The sequence below is a fragment of the Gilliamella sp. Nev3-1 genome, assembly GCF_001690435.1.
GTDB lineage: Bacteria > Pseudomonadota > Gammaproteobacteria > Enterobacterales > Orbaceae > Gilliamella > Gilliamella apicola_C.
On the sequence record NZ_LZHN01000066.1, the window covers coordinates 38,027 to 58,089 of the forward strand.

Annotated in this window: 18 protein-coding genes; 11 read left to right on the plus strand and 7 right to left on the minus strand. The window is 35.0% G+C overall.

Features of this window, described 5'->3' with window-relative positions:
- Positions 1 to 387 precede the first annotated feature (387 nt).
- From fdnG to A9G40_RS10780, 8 genes are all read left to right on the plus strand, one after another.
- The gene (fdnG, locus tag A9G40_RS10745) at positions 388 to 3,456 is read left to right on the plus strand and encodes a formate dehydrogenase-N subunit alpha (RefSeq protein ID WP_081302241.1); all 3,069 of its coding nucleotides are present in this window, start codon (positions 388 to 390) and stop codon (positions 3,454 to 3,456) included.
- Positions 3,457 to 3,473: 17 nt separating this feature from the next.
- The gene (fdxH, locus tag A9G40_RS10750; RefSeq protein WP_081302242.1) at positions 3,474 to 4,448 is read left to right on the plus strand and encodes a formate dehydrogenase subunit beta; all 975 of its coding nucleotides are present in this window, start codon (positions 3,474 to 3,476) and stop codon (positions 4,446 to 4,448) included.
- Positions 4,441 to 5,133: a formate dehydrogenase subunit gamma gene (locus A9G40_RS10755; protein ID WP_065583037.1), complete on the plus strand. Its 693-nt coding sequence runs from the start codon at positions 4,441 to 4,443 to the stop codon at positions 5,131 to 5,133. The genes fdxH and A9G40_RS10755 overlap by 8 nt, the downstream gene beginning before the upstream one ends.
- 111 nt (positions 5,134 to 5,244) lie before the next feature.
- Positions 5,245 to 6,162, plus strand: coding sequence for a formate dehydrogenase accessory protein FdhE (gene fdhE / locus A9G40_RS10760; RefSeq protein ID WP_065583038.1), 918 nt, complete (start codon positions 5,245 to 5,247; stop codon positions 6,160 to 6,162).
- A 183-nt stretch (positions 6,163 to 6,345) separates the two neighbouring features.
- The gene (locus A9G40_RS10765) at positions 6,346 to 7,302 is read left to right on the plus strand and encodes an ABC transporter substrate-binding protein (RefSeq protein WP_065567377.1); all 957 of its coding nucleotides are present in this window, start codon (positions 6,346 to 6,348) and stop codon (positions 7,300 to 7,302) included.
- A gap of 292 nt (positions 7,303 to 7,594) precedes the next feature.
- Positions 7,595 to 8,572 carry an ABC transporter substrate-binding protein gene (locus A9G40_RS10770; RefSeq protein WP_065583039.1) on the plus strand — a complete coding sequence of 326 codons (978 nt, stop codon included), beginning with the start codon at positions 7,595 to 7,597 and terminating at the stop codon, positions 8,570 to 8,572.
- Between the two features lie 57 nt (positions 8,573 to 8,629).
- Positions 8,630 to 9,574, plus strand: a complete 945-nt coding sequence (locus A9G40_RS10775) for an ABC transporter permease (protein WP_065583040.1) — start codon at positions 8,630 to 8,632, stop codon at positions 9,572 to 9,574.
- Positions 9,575 to 9,576: 2 nt separating this feature from the next.
- Positions 9,577 to 10,371: an ABC transporter ATP-binding protein gene (locus A9G40_RS10780; RefSeq protein WP_065567380.1), complete on the plus strand. Its 795-nt coding sequence runs from the start codon at positions 9,577 to 9,579 to the stop codon at positions 10,369 to 10,371.
- Between the two features lie 880 nt (positions 10,372 to 11,251).
- Here A9G40_RS10780 and A9G40_RS10785 read toward each other — a convergent pair.
- The 5 genes from A9G40_RS10785 to A9G40_RS15905 all read right to left on the minus strand — a co-directional run bounded on the left by A9G40_RS10785 (position 11,252) and on the right by A9G40_RS15905 (position 14,850).
- A complete protein-coding gene (locus tag A9G40_RS10785; RefSeq protein ID WP_065583041.1) occupies positions 11,252 to 11,581 on the minus strand; it encodes a hypothetical protein in 330 nt (109 codons plus the stop codon).
- Between the two features lie 234 nt (positions 11,582 to 11,815).
- Positions 11,816 to 12,169: a hypothetical protein gene (locus A9G40_RS10790; protein ID WP_065583042.1), complete on the minus strand. Its 354-nt coding sequence runs from the start codon at positions 12,167 to 12,169 to the stop codon at positions 11,816 to 11,818.
- A 270-nt stretch (positions 12,170 to 12,439) separates the two neighbouring features.
- Positions 12,440 to 13,675, minus strand: coding sequence for a hypothetical protein (locus tag A9G40_RS10795; RefSeq protein ID WP_065583043.1), 1,236 nt, complete (start codon positions 13,673 to 13,675; stop codon positions 12,440 to 12,442).
- 130 nt (positions 13,676 to 13,805) lie between these two features.
- Entirely contained in the window at positions 13,806 to 14,201 is a 396-nt protein-coding gene (locus A9G40_RS10800; protein ID WP_218057322.1) for a DUF2750 domain-containing protein, read from the minus strand.
- 286 nt (positions 14,202 to 14,487) lie between these two features.
- Positions 14,488 to 14,850 carry an IS3 family transposase gene (locus A9G40_RS15905; RefSeq protein ID WP_141672006.1) on the minus strand — a complete coding sequence of 121 codons (363 nt, stop codon included), beginning with the start codon at positions 14,848 to 14,850 and terminating at the stop codon, positions 14,488 to 14,490.
- A gap of 191 nt (positions 14,851 to 15,041) precedes the next feature.
- Here A9G40_RS15905 and A9G40_RS10805 point away from each other — a divergent pair, with 191 nt between their 5' ends.
- The 3 genes from A9G40_RS10805 (at position 15,042) to A9G40_RS10815 (ending at position 17,188) form a co-directional block, all read left to right on the plus strand.
- Positions 15,042 to 15,527 carry a CPCC family cysteine-rich protein gene (locus tag A9G40_RS10805; protein ID WP_065583044.1) on the plus strand — a complete coding sequence of 162 codons (486 nt, stop codon included), beginning with the start codon at positions 15,042 to 15,044 and terminating at the stop codon, positions 15,525 to 15,527.
- 652 nt (positions 15,528 to 16,179) lie between these two features.
- Positions 16,180 to 16,587: a hypothetical protein gene (locus tag A9G40_RS10810; RefSeq protein ID WP_065583045.1), complete on the plus strand. Its 408-nt coding sequence runs from the start codon at positions 16,180 to 16,182 to the stop codon at positions 16,585 to 16,587.
- 160 nt (positions 16,588 to 16,747) lie between these two features.
- The gene (locus A9G40_RS10815) at positions 16,748 to 17,188 is read left to right on the plus strand and encodes a hypothetical protein (protein ID WP_065583046.1); all 441 of its coding nucleotides are present in this window, start codon (positions 16,748 to 16,750) and stop codon (positions 17,186 to 17,188) included.
- A gap of 297 nt (positions 17,189 to 17,485) precedes the next feature.
- Here A9G40_RS10815 and A9G40_RS10820 read toward each other — a convergent pair whose 3' ends face one another.
- Positions 17,486 to 19,027 carry an AMP-binding protein gene (locus A9G40_RS10820; RefSeq protein WP_065567387.1) on the minus strand — a complete coding sequence of 514 codons (1,542 nt, stop codon included), beginning with the start codon at positions 19,025 to 19,027 and terminating at the stop codon, positions 17,486 to 17,488.
- Positions 19,024 to 19,863: an SDR family NAD(P)-dependent oxidoreductase gene (locus A9G40_RS10825; RefSeq protein WP_065567388.1), complete on the minus strand. Its 840-nt coding sequence runs from the start codon at positions 19,861 to 19,863 to the stop codon at positions 19,024 to 19,026. Before A9G40_RS10825 ends, A9G40_RS10820 begins: the two co-directional genes overlap by 4 nt.
- Between the last annotated feature and the right edge of the window lie 200 nt (positions 19,864 to 20,063).

Sequence of the window (20,063 nt, forward strand, 5' to 3'; positions counted from 1 at the left end):
TGCATTACTAATTAGATGCTGTGACTTAACTATGTCCACTTAAAACACTGCTAAAGTGCCTATTATCAGATAAGAATGCACGAAAGAAAGAGCTTGCTAAACCATTTAGTTAATATTTTTAACTTGTCATAATCAAATCGAAAACTTGTTAAACTAAGACGTATATTTTACCTAAAACTTCTTTATATCAATATGATTTCCTTTCCATATTTTCGGCAACTAAAACGAGCATGAGCTTATTTTTTGATATATGTCAAACTTTGGCAATTCATACTTGCATTTCCCTTTATTTCTGCATAAGAAACGATTATTATTGATATAAATAGGAAAGTTTATAGCTTTAAAAATATAATAAATAATGTAATGTCAGTTTTCTAAGGAGTCCATATGCTATTTAACCGTAGACAGTTCTTTAAGATCTGTGCTGGTGGTATGGCAGGAACAACCATCGCCACATTAGGACTCGCTCCAAATGTGGCGCTCGCACAAACTCGCCAATTTAAATTACTCAAATCAAAAGAAACCCGTAATAACTGTACCTATTGTTCTGTTGGATGCGGAATGTTACTTTATAGTCGTGGAGATGGTGCAAAAAATGCTGAATCATCTATTTTTCACGTAGAGGGCGATCCCGATCATCCTGTAAGCCGAGGATCACTTTGTCCGAAAGGGGCAGGTGTACTTGATTTTATAAAAAGCGAACAACGTGTTAAATACCCAGAATATCGAGCTCCAGGCTCAGATAAATGGCAACGCATTAGTTGGGATGAAGCGATTGACCGCATCGCTCGTTTAATGAAAGAAGACCGAGATAAAAACTTTATTGAAAAAAATAAAAATGGCACCACAGTAAATCGCTGGACAACCACTGGTTGGCTTGTTACATCAGCGGCTAGTAACGAAACGGGTTGGTTAGCATTTAAAGTTGCCCGCGCTTTAGGTATGTTAAGCCTTGAAACCCAAGCTAGGGTTTGCCATGGTCCTTCTGTATCAAGTTTAGCTGCCACCTTTGGTCGTGGCGCTATGACCAACAACTGGAATGATATCAAAAATGCTAACGTTGTTATCGTGATGGGAGGAAATGCTGCAGAAGCTCATCCTGTTGGTTTTAAATGGGCAATAGAGGCAAAAATTAATAATGGTGCAGAATTAATTGCAATTGATCCTCGTTTTCATCGAACAGCTTCGGTTGCAGATCATTATGTCCCCATTCGTGCGGGCTCTGACATTGCATTTTTACTCGGTATTATTAATTATCTTATTACTAATAATGAAGTTAATTTCGACTATTTAGTTACACACAGCAATGCTAGCTTAATTGTGTGTGATGATTTTAATTTTGACGCCAATAGCGGTTTATTTAGTGGCTATGATGCAACTAACCGCCAATATGATCAAAGCAGTTGGGCATATCAAAAAGATGAAAATGGTTATGCCCTTCGGGATAAAACACTAAGCCACCCTCGTTGCGTTTGGAATTTATTAAAACAGCACGTTAGCCGTTATACCCCTGAAATGGTAAATAAGGTCACTGGTAGCCCAATTGAAGGGTTTCTACATGTTTGCCGTTCACTCGCTAGCACAAAAACTCATGATAGAGCCGCAACCTTTTTATATGCATTAGGTTGGACACAGCATACTTATGGTACACAAATTATTCGCACAGCGGCGATGATCCAACTGATCTTAGGCAATATAGGTGTCATGGGGGGGGGAATTAATGCGCTACGCGGGCATTCAAATATTCAAGGATTAACCGATGTCGGTTTGCTATCCAATCGTTTACCAGCCTATCTTGATTTGCCAAAAGATTCTCAAGTTTCACTTACTCAGTATTTGGAAGAAAAAACACCAAAGCCACTTGGTCCAAGTGAAGTGAACTTTTGGGGAAATTACCCAAAATTCTTTGTCAGTTTTATGAAGTCGATGTATGGTGATAAAGCGACTATAGATAATAATTGGGGATTTGATTGGTTACCCAAATGGGATAAAACCTATGATATCTTAAGATTCAGTAAAATGATGCGTGATGGTCAGGCTAATGGCTTTATCTGCCAAGGTTTTAATCCTCTTGCTGCGCTACCAGATAAAAATAGCATCCGTGACGGCTTATCTAATTTAAAATTTTTAGTTAGCATTGACCCAATGCCAACAGAAACGGCTGAGTTTTGGAAAAACCATGGTGAATCCAATGATGTTGACTCTAGCAAAATTCAAACAGAAGTCTTTAGATTGCCGTCAAACTGTTTTGCTGAGGAAAACGGAACAATAGTGAACTCTTCTCGCTGGCTACAGTGGCATTGGGCTGCTGCTCGCCCACCTTATGAATCTTTATATGATCCTGAAATTATTGCTCGTATCTTTTTAAGAATTAAAGAACTATATGCTCAAGAAGGGGGAGCCTATCACGATCCAATTGATAACTTAGTTTGGGACTATGAAGATCCTCAAGGGCCAGCGGCTGAAGAATTAGCCAAAGATTACAATGGGCGTGCGCTGGCTGATATCACTGATGCCAATGGCAATGTGATTCTTAAAAAAGGACAGCTACTCAGTGGCTTTTCGCAATTAAAAGCAGATGGTACAACATCATCAGGCATTTGGATATTCTGTGGCTCTTGGACTGAGCAAGGCAACCAAATGGCACGACGCGATCCAAGTGATCCATCAGGTAAAGGTATTCATGCAGGTTGGGCTTGGTCATGGCCGATGAATCGACGCGTACTTTATAATCGCGCTTCAGCAGATGAAAACGGTAAGCCGTGGGATCCTAAACGAGTTTTAGTAAAATGGAACGGCTCAAGCTGGGTTGGTAATGATGTGCCTGATTTTACTGCAACATTATCACCAAATACAGGGGCAGGCGCTTTTATTATGAATAACGATGGTTTAGGTGGATTGTTTTGTTTAAACCGATTAGTCGATGGCCCATTCCCAGAACATTATGAACCGTTTGAAACACCTATTACTAATAATCCATTACATCCAAATCAAATAAGTAGCCCTGTAGCACGTGCATTTAAAGAAGATTTGGAACGCTTAGGAAAGGCTAGCCAATTCCCTTACGTGGGCACGACGTACAGCATCACTGAGCATTTTCATTTTTGGACACAACATGCAAGGCTGGCTTCAATTACTCAGCCCGAGCAATTTGTTGAACTAAGTGAAAATCTTGCAAATAAAAAAGGCATAAAGGTAGGTGATACCGTAAAAGTGACGTCATACCGAGGTTATATCAAAGCGAAAGCCGTTGTCACTAAACGACTCCCGACATTAACTGTTGATGGTAAACAAATCGAAACCATTGGAATTCCAATTGTTTGGGGATTCACTGGTCAGACAAAGAAAGGATTTTTGGTTAATGAATTAACACCACATTTAGGTGATGCTAATTCGCAAACACCAGAATATAAATCATTTTTAGTCAATATCGAAAAAGTCACCACAGCGGCATAAGGGAGGAAAACTATATTATGTCATTACAAACTCAAGATATTATTCGCCGCTCTGCAACCAATACATTAACTCCAGCGCCACGGGCTCGCGATTATCAACAAGAAGTAGCTAAATTAATTGATGTGACAACGTGCATTGGCTGTAAAGCTTGCCAAGTAGCTTGTAGCGAATGGAACGATCTTCGAGCTGAAGTTGGCAATACCGTTGGTGTTTATGACAATCCTGTAGATTTAGAACCCAAAGCATGGACAGTCATGCGATATTCAGAAGTTGAGGTTAACGGCAAATTTGAATGGCTTATTCGCAAAGATGGTTGTATGCACTGTTCTGATCCTGGGTGCTTAAAAGCTTGCCCATCAGAAGGTGCTATTATTCAATATGCTAATGGTATTGTGGATTTTCAATCTGAACATTGTATAGGTTGTGGTTATTGTGTCGCAGGTTGCCCATTTAATATTCCCCGAATTAGTAAAGAAGATAATCATTCATATAAATGTACTTTATGTGTAGACCGTGTGGCCGTTGGGCAAGAACCTGCTTGTGTAAAAACATGCCCAACTGGCGCCATTCATTTTGGTACAAAACAAGATATGATTCGCCATGCAGAGAATCGAATTATAGACTTGAAAAAACGGGGATTTGCACAGGCTGGGCTTTATGATCCACAAGGCGTAGGCGGCACTCACGTTATGTATGTTTTACACCATGCAGATCAACCTGAACTTTATCATGGCTTACCTAAAGATCCGCAAATTAGCGAAGTGGTTAAATTCTGGAAAGGTATTTGGAAACCGCTATCGGCGGCAGCATTTATTGCAACATTTGGCGGCTTACTATTCCATTATATGGGAGTGGGCGCAATTGAGGTAGATGAACAAGACATTGAACAAGAAAAAGAAGCCGATAACCAAGCTCGAAAACGCCTAGGTTTACCCATTTTTCGGCGTAAACATAGTTCCCCATTGTCACAACAGGAGAATCATCATGAATAAGCAAAACATGATATTAAGAACCCCTCTTCTTGTTCGCTTCTGTCATTGGTGCATGGTTTGCCTTTTCATTTTAACGGCACTATCGGGGCTATCCTTGTTTTTTCCATCCATTAAATTATTTGGGTTAGTGCTCGGCACTCCACAGTTAGTCAGAGCATTACATCCCATTATTGGTTGTATTGTCTTTGTACTACTAATGTTTATGTTTTTAAAACTTGCTCATCATAATATTCCAAACAAACAAGATCTGTTATGGATAAAAAACTTTAAAAAAGTGATTATGGGTAAAGAAGAAGGTATTCCCATTGGTAAATATAATGTCGGTCAGAAATTTTTATTCTGGTGCATTATGAGCTTAATTTTTGTTTTGTTTGTAACAGGAATGATCATGTGGCGACGATACTTTTCTGATTATTTTCCAATACCAGTTGTGCGTATTGCGATATTCTTTCACTCGCTTGCGGCTATTGGCTTAATTTTACTTGCTATTGGTCATGCTTATATGGCAATTTGGGTTAAGGGATCTATTAAAGGAATGATAACAGGCTATGTATCACGAGCTTGGGCTCGCAAAAATCATTCGGCTTGGTATGAAGAAGAAATGGATAAAATTTATCAAAATGAACTCAATACAAAAGCAAAGTCTGAAGTAGAATCAGCGGATGTTAAACATAAACCAGCATGATAACACTCTCTATCTCTAATTGTATTTACCGCTGATAGTTACTATCAGCGGTATTATTTTAAAAGCAAAAAACCAGTGACAATCGAAAATCACAATCAATGAGCATTTATAATGAATATAAAAATTATTCCTCAAGATCAACTTGAACAACAAGCAAGTAGCTCCGTTATTCGGCAAATTCCATTACTTTTGTATCCATCACCTAAAACACTTTATACGCATCGATCCGAGCGTTTGAAAAGCCTTGCAAGCAATAGCCCAATTAGCGATTATTTAAACTTTTGTGCAAAAATTGTTGAACAACAAGCAGATTTAATCAAACAAAAACCAATAGATATCGATGTATCATGTTTATTAAATAGTGAACATCCCCCGCTAAGCCTAGATAATTTACCACTTACAAATACGTGGCAAGATTACTTAGCATCATTATTGGACTCATGTGCCAGTACAACAGAGCAAATTACTTTAGTCATAGATCAACTAAAAAAAAATAGCTCTCAAGCGTTGCAAAATAAAGCAATACATTTACTTACAGGTGAATTTGATCAAGTTGATGGCAATGAAACAATTTTTATTTGGTCAGCTTTATCGGTTTACTACTGCCAACTGGCCAGTCAAATCAAAGGCAAAGTCATCGCAGAAAATACAGACAAACTTTGGTTGTGCCCAGTTTGCAAAAGTATGCCCTCAGCCAGTGTTATTCAATTAGGTAGCCACAGTGGTTTACGCTATTTACATTGTAGTTTATGTGAAAGTGAATGGTACGTACCTAGAATTAAGTGCACCTGTTGCGATAATATGAAGGATATACAATATCTGTCACTAGAACAGGAACTTGCAGTAACTAAAACGGAGTGTTGTGACATTTGCCATAGTTATTTAAAAATATTTGATCAAGATAAAGATCCCCATATTGAAGTCATCGCTGATGATATTGCATCATTGATTTTAGATATAAAAACAGAAGAAGAAGGTTTTGCTAAAAGTGGCGTTAATCCGTTTATATTTGCTCAAAAGCAAGATTAATACACAAAGGTCAAAATTAAGATATTCTTAATGAATATAAAAATAGAGGCAAAACGGCTGGGTAAATAGTTTATTGTTACAATATTATCAGTTGATAAACTGATTTATTAATAAAATACAACTTCACTTTTTAGCTTGATAAAGTTAAACTAGCACCACTGTACTAGTTTATGAGTTCTTATTATGAAACGCTTTTTGTTATCGCTGATAATTCTTTTAGTTACGCCTTTTTTTAGTTTTGCAGATACAATAAAAAATGTCGCTATTACCGCGATTGTAGAACATCCATCTTTAGACCAAATCCGTGATGGTGTTAAAGATGAATTAACAGACAATGGCTATAAGTTAAACGAAAATTTAACGGTTCAATACAAAAGCGCACAAGGCAGTAGCGCAACTGCTGCACAAATTGCCAGACAATTTGTCGCAGCAAAACCTGATGTTATTGTCGCAATTGCCACACCGAGTGCTCAAGCAACTGCGGCTGCCACCAGACAGATCCCGGTGGTTTTTGCCGGTATTACAGATCCAATTGCAGCCAAGTTAATTAAAAACTGGCAACCTACAGGTACAAACATCACTGGCGTTTCAGATTATCAAGAAATAGGGCCACAAATCGACTTTATAAAAAAAATCGTACCCAATGTTAAATCGGTAGGATACATTTATAGCCCAAGTGAAATTAACTCAACTGTGGTATTAAAAAACCTACAAGCACTTTTATCGCAACAAAATATCAAATTAGTTGCGGTACCTGCTCAGCGAACCGCTGATATCTCAACTGCCGTCAATACATTAAAAGGAAAAGTTGATTTAATCTACACAACAACCGATAACAATGTTGTTTCAGCTTATGAGTCATTAGTAAAATTTGCTAATGAAAATAAAATCCCGCTGTTAGCCTCTTTCCCTGATGCAATTGAACGAGGCGCTGTTGCCGCATATGGCATGAGTTACTATGATGTGGGACGCCAATCAGGCAAACTTGTTGTTCGAATCTTACAGGGTGAAAAAGCAGGTAACATTGCTCCAGAAATAGGACAATCATTACGTCTTGCCATCAATATTGGAGCTGCTAAAAAACAAGGTGTAACATTGTCTCCTGAAGTTATCCAATCCGCTTACAAAGTCATAGACTAATAATTAATTCCAATCTATTGTAACCAACAAAACTTTGCTCATTTCGGTGGGCAAAGAGCTAGGTTATACATAATTAATTTAAGGTCAATAATATTACCGACAGCCTCGGGCTAATAAAATAACAAAATTTTATCCACACAACAAAGTGTACTTTAGTTTCATCAATCAACATTTAATGTAAAAAAATGTTTACATTTACAGCTATTTTTTAACTCTAGAAAATTATCTAAATTTGCTTTATAGTAGCTTGGAATTTATCTTAGTTGTAAATAAAATATTACAGGAGTGCCATATGCGTAATTCTATTATAAAATTTTTTATGCTACTTAGCTTATCATTGGCAGTATTTAACTCTTCAGCAGATCCTAAATCTGAGCAAAAATTTGTGGCTATTACCGCAATTGTTGAACATCCAGCATTAGATAATGTTCGTCGAGGTGTTGAGGATGAACTAAAAGATAGCGGTTATATTGCTGGCGAAAATTTAAAATTACACTTTGCAAGTGCACAAGGTAGTAGCGCTAATGCAGCGCAAATCGCTAAACAATTTGTAGCTAACAAACCTGATGTTATTGTTGGCATTGCGACACCAAGTTCACAAGCTTTAGTTGCGACAACCAAACAAATTCCAATTGTTTTCACTGCCGTTACCGATCCTGTAGCAGCAAAATTAATTCCAAGTTGGAATGCATCAAAAACCAACGTAACTGGGGTGTCTGATGCGTTATCATTAGATGCTCAAATTGACATGATGCTAAAAATTAAACCTGATGCTAAAAATATTGGTTATGTTTATAGCCCAAGTGAAATAAATTCAACAATTATACTAAAACAATTACAAGTTAAGTTAGAAAAACGAGGTATGAAAATAATAGCTGCCCCAGCTCAACGTACTTCGGATATATCAACAGCCGCAAGAAGTTTAAAAGGTAAAGTTGATATGTTTTATACCACGACTGATAACAATGTGTTTTCTGCCTATGAAGCGCTAGTAAAAATAGCAAACGAAAGCAAGATACCTCTTTTAGCATCAAACCCAGAATCAGCAGAACGTGGGGCGATTGCTGCTTTGGGAATGAGTTATTATGATCTTGGTCGTCAGGCAGGTAAAATTGTTATCCGCATACTGAATGGTGAAAAACCCGGTGATATCCCATCACAAGTGGGCAATGTTACTCAACTAACGATAAATAAAAAGGCGGCTGAACGCCAAGGTGTTACGTTATCTGATGATATATTGAAATCAGCGGCAAAAATTGTCGAAAAATAATGTTACTCTTTTATAACTATGCCGCCATTTTGGCGGTTAACTTGAATGGATTTTTTCATGTCTTTTGAATTTTTATTAGGCTCAATTGGAATTGGGCTTATTTATGCCTTAGTGAGTTTAGGTGTATTTATCTCATTTCGTTTACTTGACTTTCCTGATCTGACGGCTGATGCCAGCTTCCCTCTTGGTGGCGCAATTTGTGGATTATGCATTTATATCGGTATCGATCCTTGGATTGCGACGTTATTCGGTATGCTTGCTGGTTGCCTTGCTGGCGCAATGACAGGCATACTGTATGTTAAGCTCAATATTCTACAATTACTTTCGAGCATTATTGTAATGATAGGGCTTTATTCTATTAATTTAAGAATATTAGGTCTTGCACCTTATATTATGGATGAAACACCAAGAATGGCGGGTTCACCTAACCTTTCTTTACTGGATGCCAAAACCATATTTTCACCATTTATTGCTGATGATTACAGTAATCAATATATTATACAACCGCTTTTGGTGCTGGGATTTGTCATTGTGTGTTGGGCATTACTCAATTTATTTTTGAAGACCCAGATAGGATTAGCATTAAGAGCGACGGGAACCAATCAACGAATGGCAAAATCCCAAGGCATACCAACTGGAGGAATAACCATCCTCGGTATGGCAATATCAAATGGCTTAATTGCACTTGGTGGATCGTTATTTATACAAACTCAAGGTGGCGCAGATATTACCATTGGTGTTGGAACAATTGTCATCGGGCTTGCTTCAATTATCCTGGGTGAAAGCATCTTTCCAACAAAACGTATCTGGCTTGTTATGCTTTCAGTTATTTTAGGCTCTATTTTGTATCGCTTATTTATTGCTTTTGCATTAAGCAATGAATTCCTACAAACAATCGGCGTTGGAACAGAGGATCTAAATCTGATTACCGCAATATTGGTTGTGCTAGCTCTTGTGTTACCAAAACAACTAAAAAAACACGCTAAAAGAAGAGGGAAATAAGCATGATTAAAGTTGAACAATTACAATTAACTTTTAATCAAGGTACACCAATTGAAAATTATGTGCTACGAGGATTAAACCTAAAAATTAGTGAAGGCGAATTTGTTACCATAATTGGTAGTAATGGAGCAGGAAAAAGCTCGTTACTCAATGTAATTAGCGGAGATCTATTTGCTGACTCAGGTAGTGTTGTTATCAATGAACAAAATGTAAGTCACTGGCCAGCATGGAAGCGGGCTAGCATGGTGGCACGAGTATTCCAAGATCCTATGGTTGGAACTTGTGAAAACTTAACCATCGAAGAAAATCTTGCTATTGCTTACAATCGGGGACATCGTTTTACTCTCGCTTCAGCACTTAATAACAATATCAGATCAATATTTAAAGAAAAACTGGCGACTTTAAATTTAGGGCTTGAAAATCGATTATCGGATATGATGGGTTTACTTTCTGGTGGTCAAAGACAAGCTATTAGTTTGTTAATGTCAACACTAAAACCCTCTAAAATATTATTGCTTGATGAACATACCGCAGCACTTGATCCTAAAACAGCACAGTTTGTTTTAGATCTGACTGATAAAATTGTTTCGAAAAACCATTTAACGACTATGATGGTAACCCACTCAATGAAACAAGCATTGGAATATGGAAATCGAACAGTCATGCTGCATCAAGGTCAAGTTGTACTTGATGTATCAGGTGAACAACGCGCAAAATTAACCGTAACCGATTTATTAGATATGTTTGAAAAAACACGCGGTGAAAAAGTGACTGACGATGCATTGCTTTTAGGTTAATAATAAATAAAAAAGTAATATTTCAAGCAGAAATATTGCTTTTTGTTAATTAGATTTGTTAGTTCTGACGTAATCTGCCTGTGTTAGCTCAAACCTAATCTGACAGCTACTAGTTTTTATTTTGTGTCTGTCAGATTAAAAAGTTTATGGATAAATTCGACCGACACCTTGTAAATTGCCAACATAAAACGTATTTTGTGAATCAAGTTATCCTTGCCAAAGTATTAGACAAAACTCACTGCTATAAAAGTGTTATTTAGGTCATACGACTTTTCATATTGCTTAGGCGATACCCAGTTATTAACTCCGTGTCGGCAAACCTACTTATAATCGGTTTTAATATAGGCGAATAGGCTTTATTGGCTTCTTCCTTGTTTTGTTATCATCATGAATCATGGGTGTTAACGGATGGAAAAACTTTCAGCAATGGCATTATTTCAACAATTGCCCGTTTGCTTCAGACTTTGGCTAAGTCCATACTGTAACACTAATCTGTAACACTAATCGCTTAAAATTAGCGTTGCGATATTGGTTTTTTTGCCACTAGGTCGTCGCTTTCCTTTGAAAAATGGACGACAAAATAAGGTATTTTGGAGCGTGGTACAAACTAAATACTGATCAATATACTTAATGTATTAATCAGTAAACCATAAGATACAGCTTGCAATAAAAGGATTAATGTTATTATTTTTTTAAATAAAAACTTTAATAAAATCAATGGGTTTTCTGACTGATTTTTATTGTGCTAGAACTTGATTTGAATGGGCATACCGTATCGGTTATCTCAATACCGTTTAAGATGACCTCATCATATGAATAGGTTTGTTATGTATTTTTCAATGCAAATAATCTAACAACTCGTTTAATAATTTTCATTGGTTTATCCTTTTTTATCATCAATTTCTTTGACTTCTTTATTTAAACCCGAAGAACACAAATAAAGCTCTTGTGCATACCAGATACACTTACTTTCAACTGACGACAGACCGGCAGTGCCAGATACGATGACAACGGTTGCTTCATATATTGGTACTTCACCGGTTTGGGCGGTTGATGAAGTACACATGCGCTTTTTTAGCATTTCATTGGCTATTTTTAGTGCTTTGTTTTCTGTTTTTAGCGCGATAATTTTTGGTGGCTCATTAGTTAGCTCACGGTTACTGGTTAGGATTAAGTTGCTTAACCCATTTATCCAGCGTTGATTTACCAATACCTAAATGATTAACGATTTTAGCTAATGAAAGATGGGCATTAGATAAAGCATAATTCACCGTCTGCGGTTTGAACTTTGTACTCAATTTTTTGTGCCATAATGTGTTCGCTTATGATTGTTCGTTATAGCATATTCGTTATATTATAAAGGTGACATTTGCCGATTTTAGGGCGAGGATCAACATCATGTATTGGTATGCTAATTTGTTAGGTGCTAAAGATAAAGTTCACTTTAAATCTGTGGAGTAACTTCGACAGGAGACCAAACTGAACATTTCCACTGTATAAAATGATTAGTTAGAATTTGTTTGATATAACTTTCAAATTCAGAATTAAAATATTCATCAGATATTATTGTTATTTCAAGCGTATAATGCTCATCACACAATAATTCACTAAGCATATCAATTTTGTCTATAACGGCTATGCTAAAATTGGCCAATTCAGCTCTGGCAATATAACGACCTTTTTCATCTTTACAGGATAATTTACATTGAAATGCTGATGCTATCTTAGCCTGTATTTCTTGGAATGATTCATTATTATCAACTAATACAAAAGTTAACCACCTTGTATTTATATCCATAGAACTATCAACCTTACTAGCCAATTTAATATCACAGTATCAACTTCAACTATGATCTTATAAAAATATTCCATTCTTGCCATATCACAAGATCCATTGTTTGTATGTTAGCAAGTTTTTTTAATATTACCAATGTGTTGTTTAATATCAAAATGGATCTATCTTAACAGACCACCTTGGCGTAAAATTAGGCATCTTAATTGCCTACTTATCATATTAAGATGCGATATTACTTCAGCTAGATAGATTTGTGCTTTTAATCCATCTTACTTATCTCGGCGACGGCTTGTTAAGCTTTTGGGCTAGCTCCTCTACACATTCCTGAGCTATTTTTTTGTATTTTATCGCATTTTCTGTAGAAAAATTTTCATCAATCATTTTATAAAAGCCATCAACTGTGCCAAAAAAGCCATTTGCTTGAATAGCAAATCCCCCATTAGCCCAACAAGCAAAAATGGTTGTTAAGTTGCCTTGGTTGCTTTTGCGATAAACTATATTCTGTACTTTATCTACATCTAAATATATACCACAAGCAACGGATAAATTTTCAGGTAATAATTTGATTTTGGTTGACTCTATATTCAAGCGACCACCAATAAATAAATTTTTAGGCAATACTTGAATGTCTGTATTAGCAACACTTAAATATCCTCCTACCGATAAATTTTCTGGTAATGTTTTTATTCTGGTATTTCTTAAATTTAGATAACCGTTAACAGAAATTTTTTGAGGTAATTGTTTGATATGGGTATTTCTTAGATCAAGATCTCCCCCAACAGTTAAGTTTTCGCCTAATAATTGAATATTGGTATTTGCTAAGTCTAAATCACCGCCAACCGATAAATTTTCAGACAATCTATTAATTTGGCTATTTATTAAATATATGTCACCACCAACCGATAAGTTTTTGGGTAATGTTTCGATATCTGTATTTGCTAGATTTAAATTGCCACCAACCGATAAGTTATCCGGTAATGTCTGAATCATTGAATAGGTAAGATCTAAATTGCCGCCAACTGATAAGTTATCTGGTAATGCTTTAATCATTGAATAGGTAAGATCTAAATTACCACTAATTGATAAGTTTTCAGGTAATGATTGAATATCTGTGTGAGCTAAATTCAAATCACCACCAATAGCCAGATTTTCAGGTAGCGCTTTGATGTCTGTAAATTCTAAATACAAATTACCACCCACAGATAAATTATCCGGTAAGACTTTAATTTTAGTGATCGATAAATTTAAATCCCCACTAATTGTAAAATCATTCGGTAAGGCTTGGATTTCGGAGTCTGTTAAATTCAAACTACCATGAATAGCCATATTTTTTGGTAGCATTTGTATTTTTGTTTTACTTAAATTTAAATCACCATGGATAAGTAAATTGTCTGGCAAGACACTAATTTCTTTGTTTCTTAAACGCAAATTATCATTAATGATAACTTTATTATCTTGAACAACGTGTTTTACCCCTTTTTTAGTTAGTAATTCGAGAAATTTTTCCATAGGTTATTTCACCAATAATAAGCACTCTTCTAATTTGATATCACAAGTTATATACAATGAATTACTCAGTTAGAAATTGTCTTTGCTTTTGTCCGATTACAAGTTTGGATTACTTCATTCGGGGTTAGTTTTAAATATAATTACTACATTCGTTTTCTAAATCAATTAATAAGCTCTCAGCATTAACAATAGGAGTGCTTGATAGCGTAGGAATGGAGAAAATACCAACTTGAGTTCCTTTGGCTGATAAATCAGGCAATAATTTATTCATTATATAATCAAGCGATAATGCCTTGGGTTTATAATTCTTCCAGCCACCTAAAGCACAATTTGCAGCATATTCACGAGCAGGCCATAATATAAGAACTTCATTATTGTTATCATTTCTACCGGTTAAGGCAAACCCGTCATCGTCTAAGACCCAAGCTACTTCGTTATCAACAATTTTTTTTATGGAATAAATGTATCTTTCTTGGCTCCCTTTATTTGACATAACTTCAACTTCTTTGGCCGATAAGACTATCATAAGTGAATACTCCTTATATTTTTGCTTACGTCTAAATAAATTGTTGTAATCATAATCATCGTGTCGATGCTAAAACTAAGCTCGTTTTTTGCAGTTTAGCATACTAATTAAGATTCAGATCACTCAGCAACTCAATCCATTCTAGCAAGATAAATCTTCTATAGCAGGATTATATTACCTAAAAATATTGTAATGCTATCCCGTTTATCTGTCTAAATATTGTCTATGATGCCGAATTTTTTACTCAATTGACGTTGTAACTATCTCTCAAATGGTAGCTATCCCCCTAAAATAGTACAGCAAAAAAGTAGAAAATTGGAATGGCAACACATTTCAAACAAAAATTAAGGCGATAATTACAATAACGTTTAACGACGTATTTTGATACGAGCAATAAAAATTTCATCAGCCGAACAATGTAACAGCGTGATACCCAAATGTTCTCTTTTTGCAAATCAAAACCAATTCGCCTTGTACCATAACAATGATAGCTTCGGTTAAATAGCGTCACTACTTTATCTGCATAAAGTCTTACTGATTTTTGTTTATTCAATTTACATTGGTAATAAGCATAATATCTTGATAATACGAAATATTGACATCGTTTTGTCGGGCTATAATGATGTCGGTTTGCGTTTAGGATAGTCATTTTCACCCCATTATCAGTGCGGCTTGCTTTAAAATATCGTTTTCTATGCGGCGCTTTTTTAAGCGCTTTGCGTAAACCCTTAAAAAAGTTGTATGATTTAGTGTAACCGCTCCGAATTGGACTTATTATAAAGACGGTTGGAGAAGCAAAAAACCATTCCAAGAGGCAATTGATTTAGCGCGAGAAAAATAATGTGTATAGAATTCTTTCATAGTGAAGTCATTAACTTTTTAAATTACCACTCTTTATTTACTTTAAAATTAGACGATAGAACAAATTTTTTATATGAAAATGGAATACTTGATGAGCAATCTATGGCTCTTTCTAAGAAACAGATTTACAACAATGATATTTTAGATAGTTATCAATTATCATCGTTAATTAGAAATAAATACTTAGAAAACAAAATAAAAGACATTACCGGTAATGATATAAAAATAATTGATCATCCAGATAGTGAAATTACTGGTGTTGCTTGTATCTCATGTCGATACCTTGTTTTCAAGGATTATGAAGATTCGATTTTTGAAATATGTCCAGTTTGTGATTGGCAAACAGACCAATTAAATGAAGATGGATATAGTAAATTAAATCAAAGTTATTTAACCTCTTATATAAGCACTTCTTTATACAAAGAAAAAGTACTGCAATATCAGGATGTCTATATAAGAAAATAGCATAAATTCTAAAATAAATGCGCCAGTCTGCACCACGAAGTATTATGCCCCTAAGGATGGTTGAGCATCGAATTCAAAGACTACTGTAACCGCTGCTGGCAACACAAACACTCCCCTGCGAGGTTAGCATCCCATCCTACTCACATCCTGACAGAGCGCATCTACCAGTACGACAACCTCGGCGGGTTAGTTAGCATAAAAACACAGCAGACATGATCCTCGCAAAAAATGGCAAATGAAATTGTAAAAAAGTGTCACATGTTATCTACTACTGGATCTGTTTTAGTTAGCCTAAAGCGTAGGGCTATTCTTGAAAGTGTAGAGTATTTATGATCCTATTTTTGATGTAATGGGTCGATACGAAATTAAATATTATTAAAAAATAAAACGATAGAAGCTGGCTCAATAATTAGATATGTGTAGGATCGTGATTTATAGCATCAGGTTTACTGGTGAATTTCACAATGAAATGTCGCAACAAACCTAACTGCATCCAAAGCAAACAAAGTGCCAACTACAGCTAGCGTTACCGCTATTTCTACGACCACCTTATCGAAAAACATCAGCTAGACAGTGCAGGCGACCTCTTGCAACGTTAAAAACAGAAAAATTGTTTTGAACAAAAATATCATTCCATCCAAAGTATTTTTATATGATATATGAATTAAAAATATTTGATTATCATAATAGCTATTGTTTCGAAGCTGAATCAGATCAGATTGCAAATTATGATTTTTGTTTTAGTGGTGGATCGGATTTTATTTCAGTTAAGCTTGCAAATCTGCTGTTAGGTTATAAAGGTTTTTTAAAAGATGTTAAATGCCTTGATGCCAATGCCATTATCAATGGTCAGAGCAATTCAGACTATAACGTCTTAAATATTCTTCATTCATTATCATATATAGGTATGCATAAGCCTGATAGTGAACCAATATTAAATTATTTGCCTAATAGATCAAAGAAGTTTCATAGAATTGTCTTTAAAAAAATATCAAAGAAAACTTTTATATGGCAAGATGTCAGGAAGCTCAAAAACATGTCGTTATTTCAGATAAGCTAAGGCAATTCTTTGTTGAAAATAATGTCAAAAGAATATATTTATAACGACTTTTGTTAGCATATGCCCTAGTCATTATTAGTTTTATGTATAATTGTAACTATCGCTAAAATAGTGCAGAAACAAGTAGCAAATTCTTCATGATAAAAATAAAAAGGGTTGTATGAAGTTATTATGTAATCATTGTAAAAAACAATTTATAACATCAGAAGAGCAAGACCATTTTATCTCGGTTTCTCGCCAAAAGAATATGAAATTCATTATGATAAAATGCCATTATTGCTCAATGAGTTATGACATTAATTCGATGCTATTAAATAAGCAGGAGGATAAACAAACTGCTGTTGTAAATGGATTAAAGTGCCCTAAAGAAACATGTGCAGGTATTGTTTCTTATATTGAAGATGTCCCCCCATTTTTTGGTTGTGGTCAATGTGGTAATGTGTGGTTTAAAAAAGAAGACTTATGTAACGACATTAAAAACATAATTGCTAAATACCCTTATAGAAAACAAGCATATAATATTGTGAATGATAAATACTTGCCTGCTTTAGATAGCGAAATTCCCTCATGCTATGATGATCAAGTAAACTTGGAACAATAAATCAATTTTAGACAGATAATAATGGTTAGTTTAGCTACCTAGTGACTGGGGAAACCAATATTGCAGTGCGGATTTTAATCGGTTAGTGTTAAAGCATTGATTTAACCAAAGCATACTCTATTACAGATCCCAAAGCTCCTAATAAGAAAAATCATCTCCTTGTTTATAATTTTAATTTAGGTAATTTTAAACTAAATGAAGTTGGAACTATTTTCACCCACGAGATATTATCAATGTTTAGTTATCATCCTAATTTAATAATGATTATTTGTATAATAAACTAAACCATCATTACTTCTAATAAAATGTTCCAATATCTTCATTGTATAATAGAGTATGTAATTGCCTCTTATCAACCTTACCGATAGCCGTTATAGGCATTTCATTTAGCTCAATGACTTTTTTCGGCATTTGATAACGAGCCACTTTACTACGCAGCCAAGTAAACAATGCTTCGTTAGATAAAACTTGGTTTTTTCCTAATATAATAAAAGCAACAAATCGTTGTCCAAATTCATCATCGTTGATGGGTATGACTGTGGCTTCTTCAATTGCTGGATGCTCTAGTAACTGTTGTTCAAGATCATAAGGATATGCATTTTCTCCTGCTGATACAATCATGTCATCTTTTCGACCTTGTAAATAAAAATATCCATGTTGATCTTTATACGCTAAATCACCTGTTGAGATCCATTTGTTAGCTTGTATCGACCATGCGCACTTAATCCATAATTCGCCTATTCCTTTAACTATTTCCTGCCCATCTTGCATTAATTTTATATGTAATCCGTTAATTGGGCGGCCAATACAACTGGGTTGTTTTTCTAAATCTTCAGGTGTGGCAATTGTACATATACCGGCCTCAGATGTACCATATAAATTAAATAGCATTGGCCCCAATTTATTTTGTGTTTCTTGAACAAGCGTTTCTGCTAAAGGTGAACCACCACTAATAATACATTTCAAACTTAGTAACTTGGTGTGATCATACTTAAGTAAACGACCTAGCATTAACGGAACTAAAGTAATAACCTCTATTTTATGTTTATCTAATAACTGACTAGCTTCTTGTGTTGTAAATTTTTTATGTAAAAAAATAGTAGAGCCGAGCAGTACAGCTATGCAAAATGTAGCAATACCAAACCCATGGTAAATTGGTGTTGCGATATAAATGCTTGAATACTGATTAAGTTTTAATTTTGTAAATAAAGCAGTAAAAGGAATGATAAATCCTTTAGCTTTTGTGCTGCGCCCCGCTATTTTAAAATTGCCTGTTGTGCCACTGGTTAATACAATGATTTTGGGAAAATGACACACTTTTCTTTTTTGTGTTGTTTTCATTAAACGACCATTTATTAATCGTTGAATAGAAGGAAAATTGTCGTGATAAGTTAATAGGTTATTTTCTTTCTGTAAAAATTTAATCTCTGGATCATGAATAATTAAGTCAAATGAATACGCTTCGTCTAGTTTTTTAAATTGTGTCGCAGACATCTGTGCATTTAATAAATAGATATCTGCGCCCAATACAGATAAAGCAAAGAGAGTGTGTGCTAAATAAATGTGGTTATAAGCCATCACTGCAATCTTCTGTTTAGCTTTAACACCATAAAAAGTAGCTAGTTGATCAGCTAAATGTTGTGATTGTTTATATAGGGTACAAAAATTAATATTATCTTTTTCATCTTGAAACGCAATTTTTTGTGGGTAAAACCGTTTGCTTATATAAAGCAACGTCATTAAATTGATGCCGACAACTTTTATTGCACAAATTAAATACCAAATTCCTCTAAAGGTTAATAAGTTACATTGATAGAGTATTTTTAAAGTCTTAATCATTTTTTATTCCGTAAATAATACTGTGTTATTTTTAACCATAATGGATATAATAAAACGGAAGTTAGTTGCGCCCATATACTCCACCAAGGCTTATAATATGTCTTACGGTTAATCAATAAGTTATTAATACGCATTGCAGCCTGTTCAGCGCGCATTGCTGGCGCTTGTTGATATGCTTTAGTTGGTGCTATCATTCTAGTCTTAACCAACGGCAAATAGGTGCTGGAAACGGTGATCTTGTTGATAGCAAGCTCACTACTGGCACAATTCAGCCATTGATCAAAAGCGGCTTTAGAAGCTTGATAAGCTGCCCAGTAGGGGGTTGGCGCTAATAATACATTAATTGCTGATACGTTAATAATTTGCCCTTTATTTTTTTGTAATTCAGGAATTAATGCTAAGCAAAGTTTCACTGGAGCAAAATAATTTAATTGCATTGTTCTTTGAAAATCATGGTATCTGTCTAATGATTGCATAATTGGACGACAGATAGATTTACCAGCATTATTAATAAAAATATCAATTGTAAATTGAGATAATATTTTTATAAACTCGTTAAGCTGTTGCTCATCGGATAAATTGACAGAAAAAACGTGCACCGTTGCTTTTTGACTGGTTATCTGTTGCTTTATCGTTTCTAGTTTTTCTGTTGTGCGCGCGACTAAAATGAGTCTACAATCAATGTCTGCTATCTGATAACAAAGCGCTTCACCGATACCAAAAGTAGCACCAGTAATCAACACGGTTTTATGATGTAATCGCTGGGTAAGGAGTGCTTTATTTACTTTTATAGGAGGAAATAGAATAAATTCCAAACATCGCTTTATCGCGTTCATTGTTTTTTTATTTTTCTCTTTAAACAATAAATACCGTGTAGAATAACATAGAATTTATTATTTATTACTCATAAATAGGCGACAGTCAAAACTGTAATTACCAGATTAGGTAGCAGTTTAAACTTAATCTAACAGACGCTAACGACTTATCAGAATTCATTTTAACAAAATGAGATCCTCGCCAAAAAATGAACCTATGT

Excerpts from the sequence above, each read along its gene's own strand:
- A9G40_RS10815 (WP_065583046.1), top strand. The coding sequence starts at position 16,748 with ATGAAGTTATTATGTAATCATTGTAAAAAACAATTTATAACATCAGAA.
- A9G40_RS10800 (WP_218057322.1), bottom strand. The coding sequence starts at position 14,201 with ATGATAGTCTTATCGGCCAAAGAAGTTGAAGTTATGTCAAATAAAGGG.
- fdnG (WP_081302241.1), top strand. The coding sequence starts at position 388 with ATGCTATTTAACCGTAGACAGTTCTTTAAGATCTGTGCTGGTGGTATG.
- A9G40_RS10810 (WP_065583045.1), top strand. The coding sequence starts at position 16,180 with ATGATATATGAATTAAAAATATTTGATTATCATAATAGCTATTGTTTC.
- A9G40_RS10780 (WP_065567380.1), top strand. The coding sequence starts at position 9,577 with ATGATTAAAGTTGAACAATTACAATTAACTTTTAATCAAGGTACACCA.
- A9G40_RS15905 (WP_141672006.1), bottom strand. The coding sequence starts at position 14,850 with ATGACTATCCTAAACGCAAACCGACATCATTATAGCCCGACAAAACGA.
- A9G40_RS10775 (WP_065583040.1), top strand. The coding sequence starts at position 8,630 with ATGTCTTTTGAATTTTTATTAGGCTCAATTGGAATTGGGCTTATTTAT.
- A9G40_RS10825 (WP_065567388.1), bottom strand. The coding sequence starts at position 19,863 with ATGAACGCGATAAAGCGATGTTTGGAATTTATTCTATTTCCTCCTATA.
- A9G40_RS10820 (WP_065567387.1), bottom strand. The coding sequence starts at position 19,027 with ATGATTAAGACTTTAAAAATACTCTATCAATGTAACTTATTAACCTTT.
- A9G40_RS10795 (WP_065583043.1), bottom strand. The coding sequence starts at position 13,675 with ATGGAAAAATTTCTCGAATTACTAACTAAAAAAGGGGTAAAACACGTT.
- A9G40_RS10755 (WP_065583037.1), top strand. The coding sequence starts at position 4,441 with ATGAATAAGCAAAACATGATATTAAGAACCCCTCTTCTTGTTCGCTTC.
- A9G40_RS10765 (WP_065567377.1), top strand. The coding sequence starts at position 6,346 with ATGAAACGCTTTTTGTTATCGCTGATAATTCTTTTAGTTACGCCTTTT.
- A9G40_RS10770 (WP_065583039.1), top strand. The coding sequence starts at position 7,595 with ATGCGTAATTCTATTATAAAATTTTTTATGCTACTTAGCTTATCATTG.
- fdxH (WP_081302242.1), top strand. The coding sequence starts at position 3,474 with ATGTCATTACAAACTCAAGATATTATTCGCCGCTCTGCAACCAATACA.
- A9G40_RS10790 (WP_065583042.1), bottom strand. The coding sequence starts at position 12,169 with ATGGATATAAATACAAGGTGGTTAACTTTTGTATTAGTTGATAATAAT.
- fdhE (WP_065583038.1), top strand. The coding sequence starts at position 5,245 with ATGAATATAAAAATTATTCCTCAAGATCAACTTGAACAACAAGCAAGT.
- A9G40_RS10805 (WP_065583044.1), top strand. The coding sequence starts at position 15,042 with ATGTGTATAGAATTCTTTCATAGTGAAGTCATTAACTTTTTAAATTAC.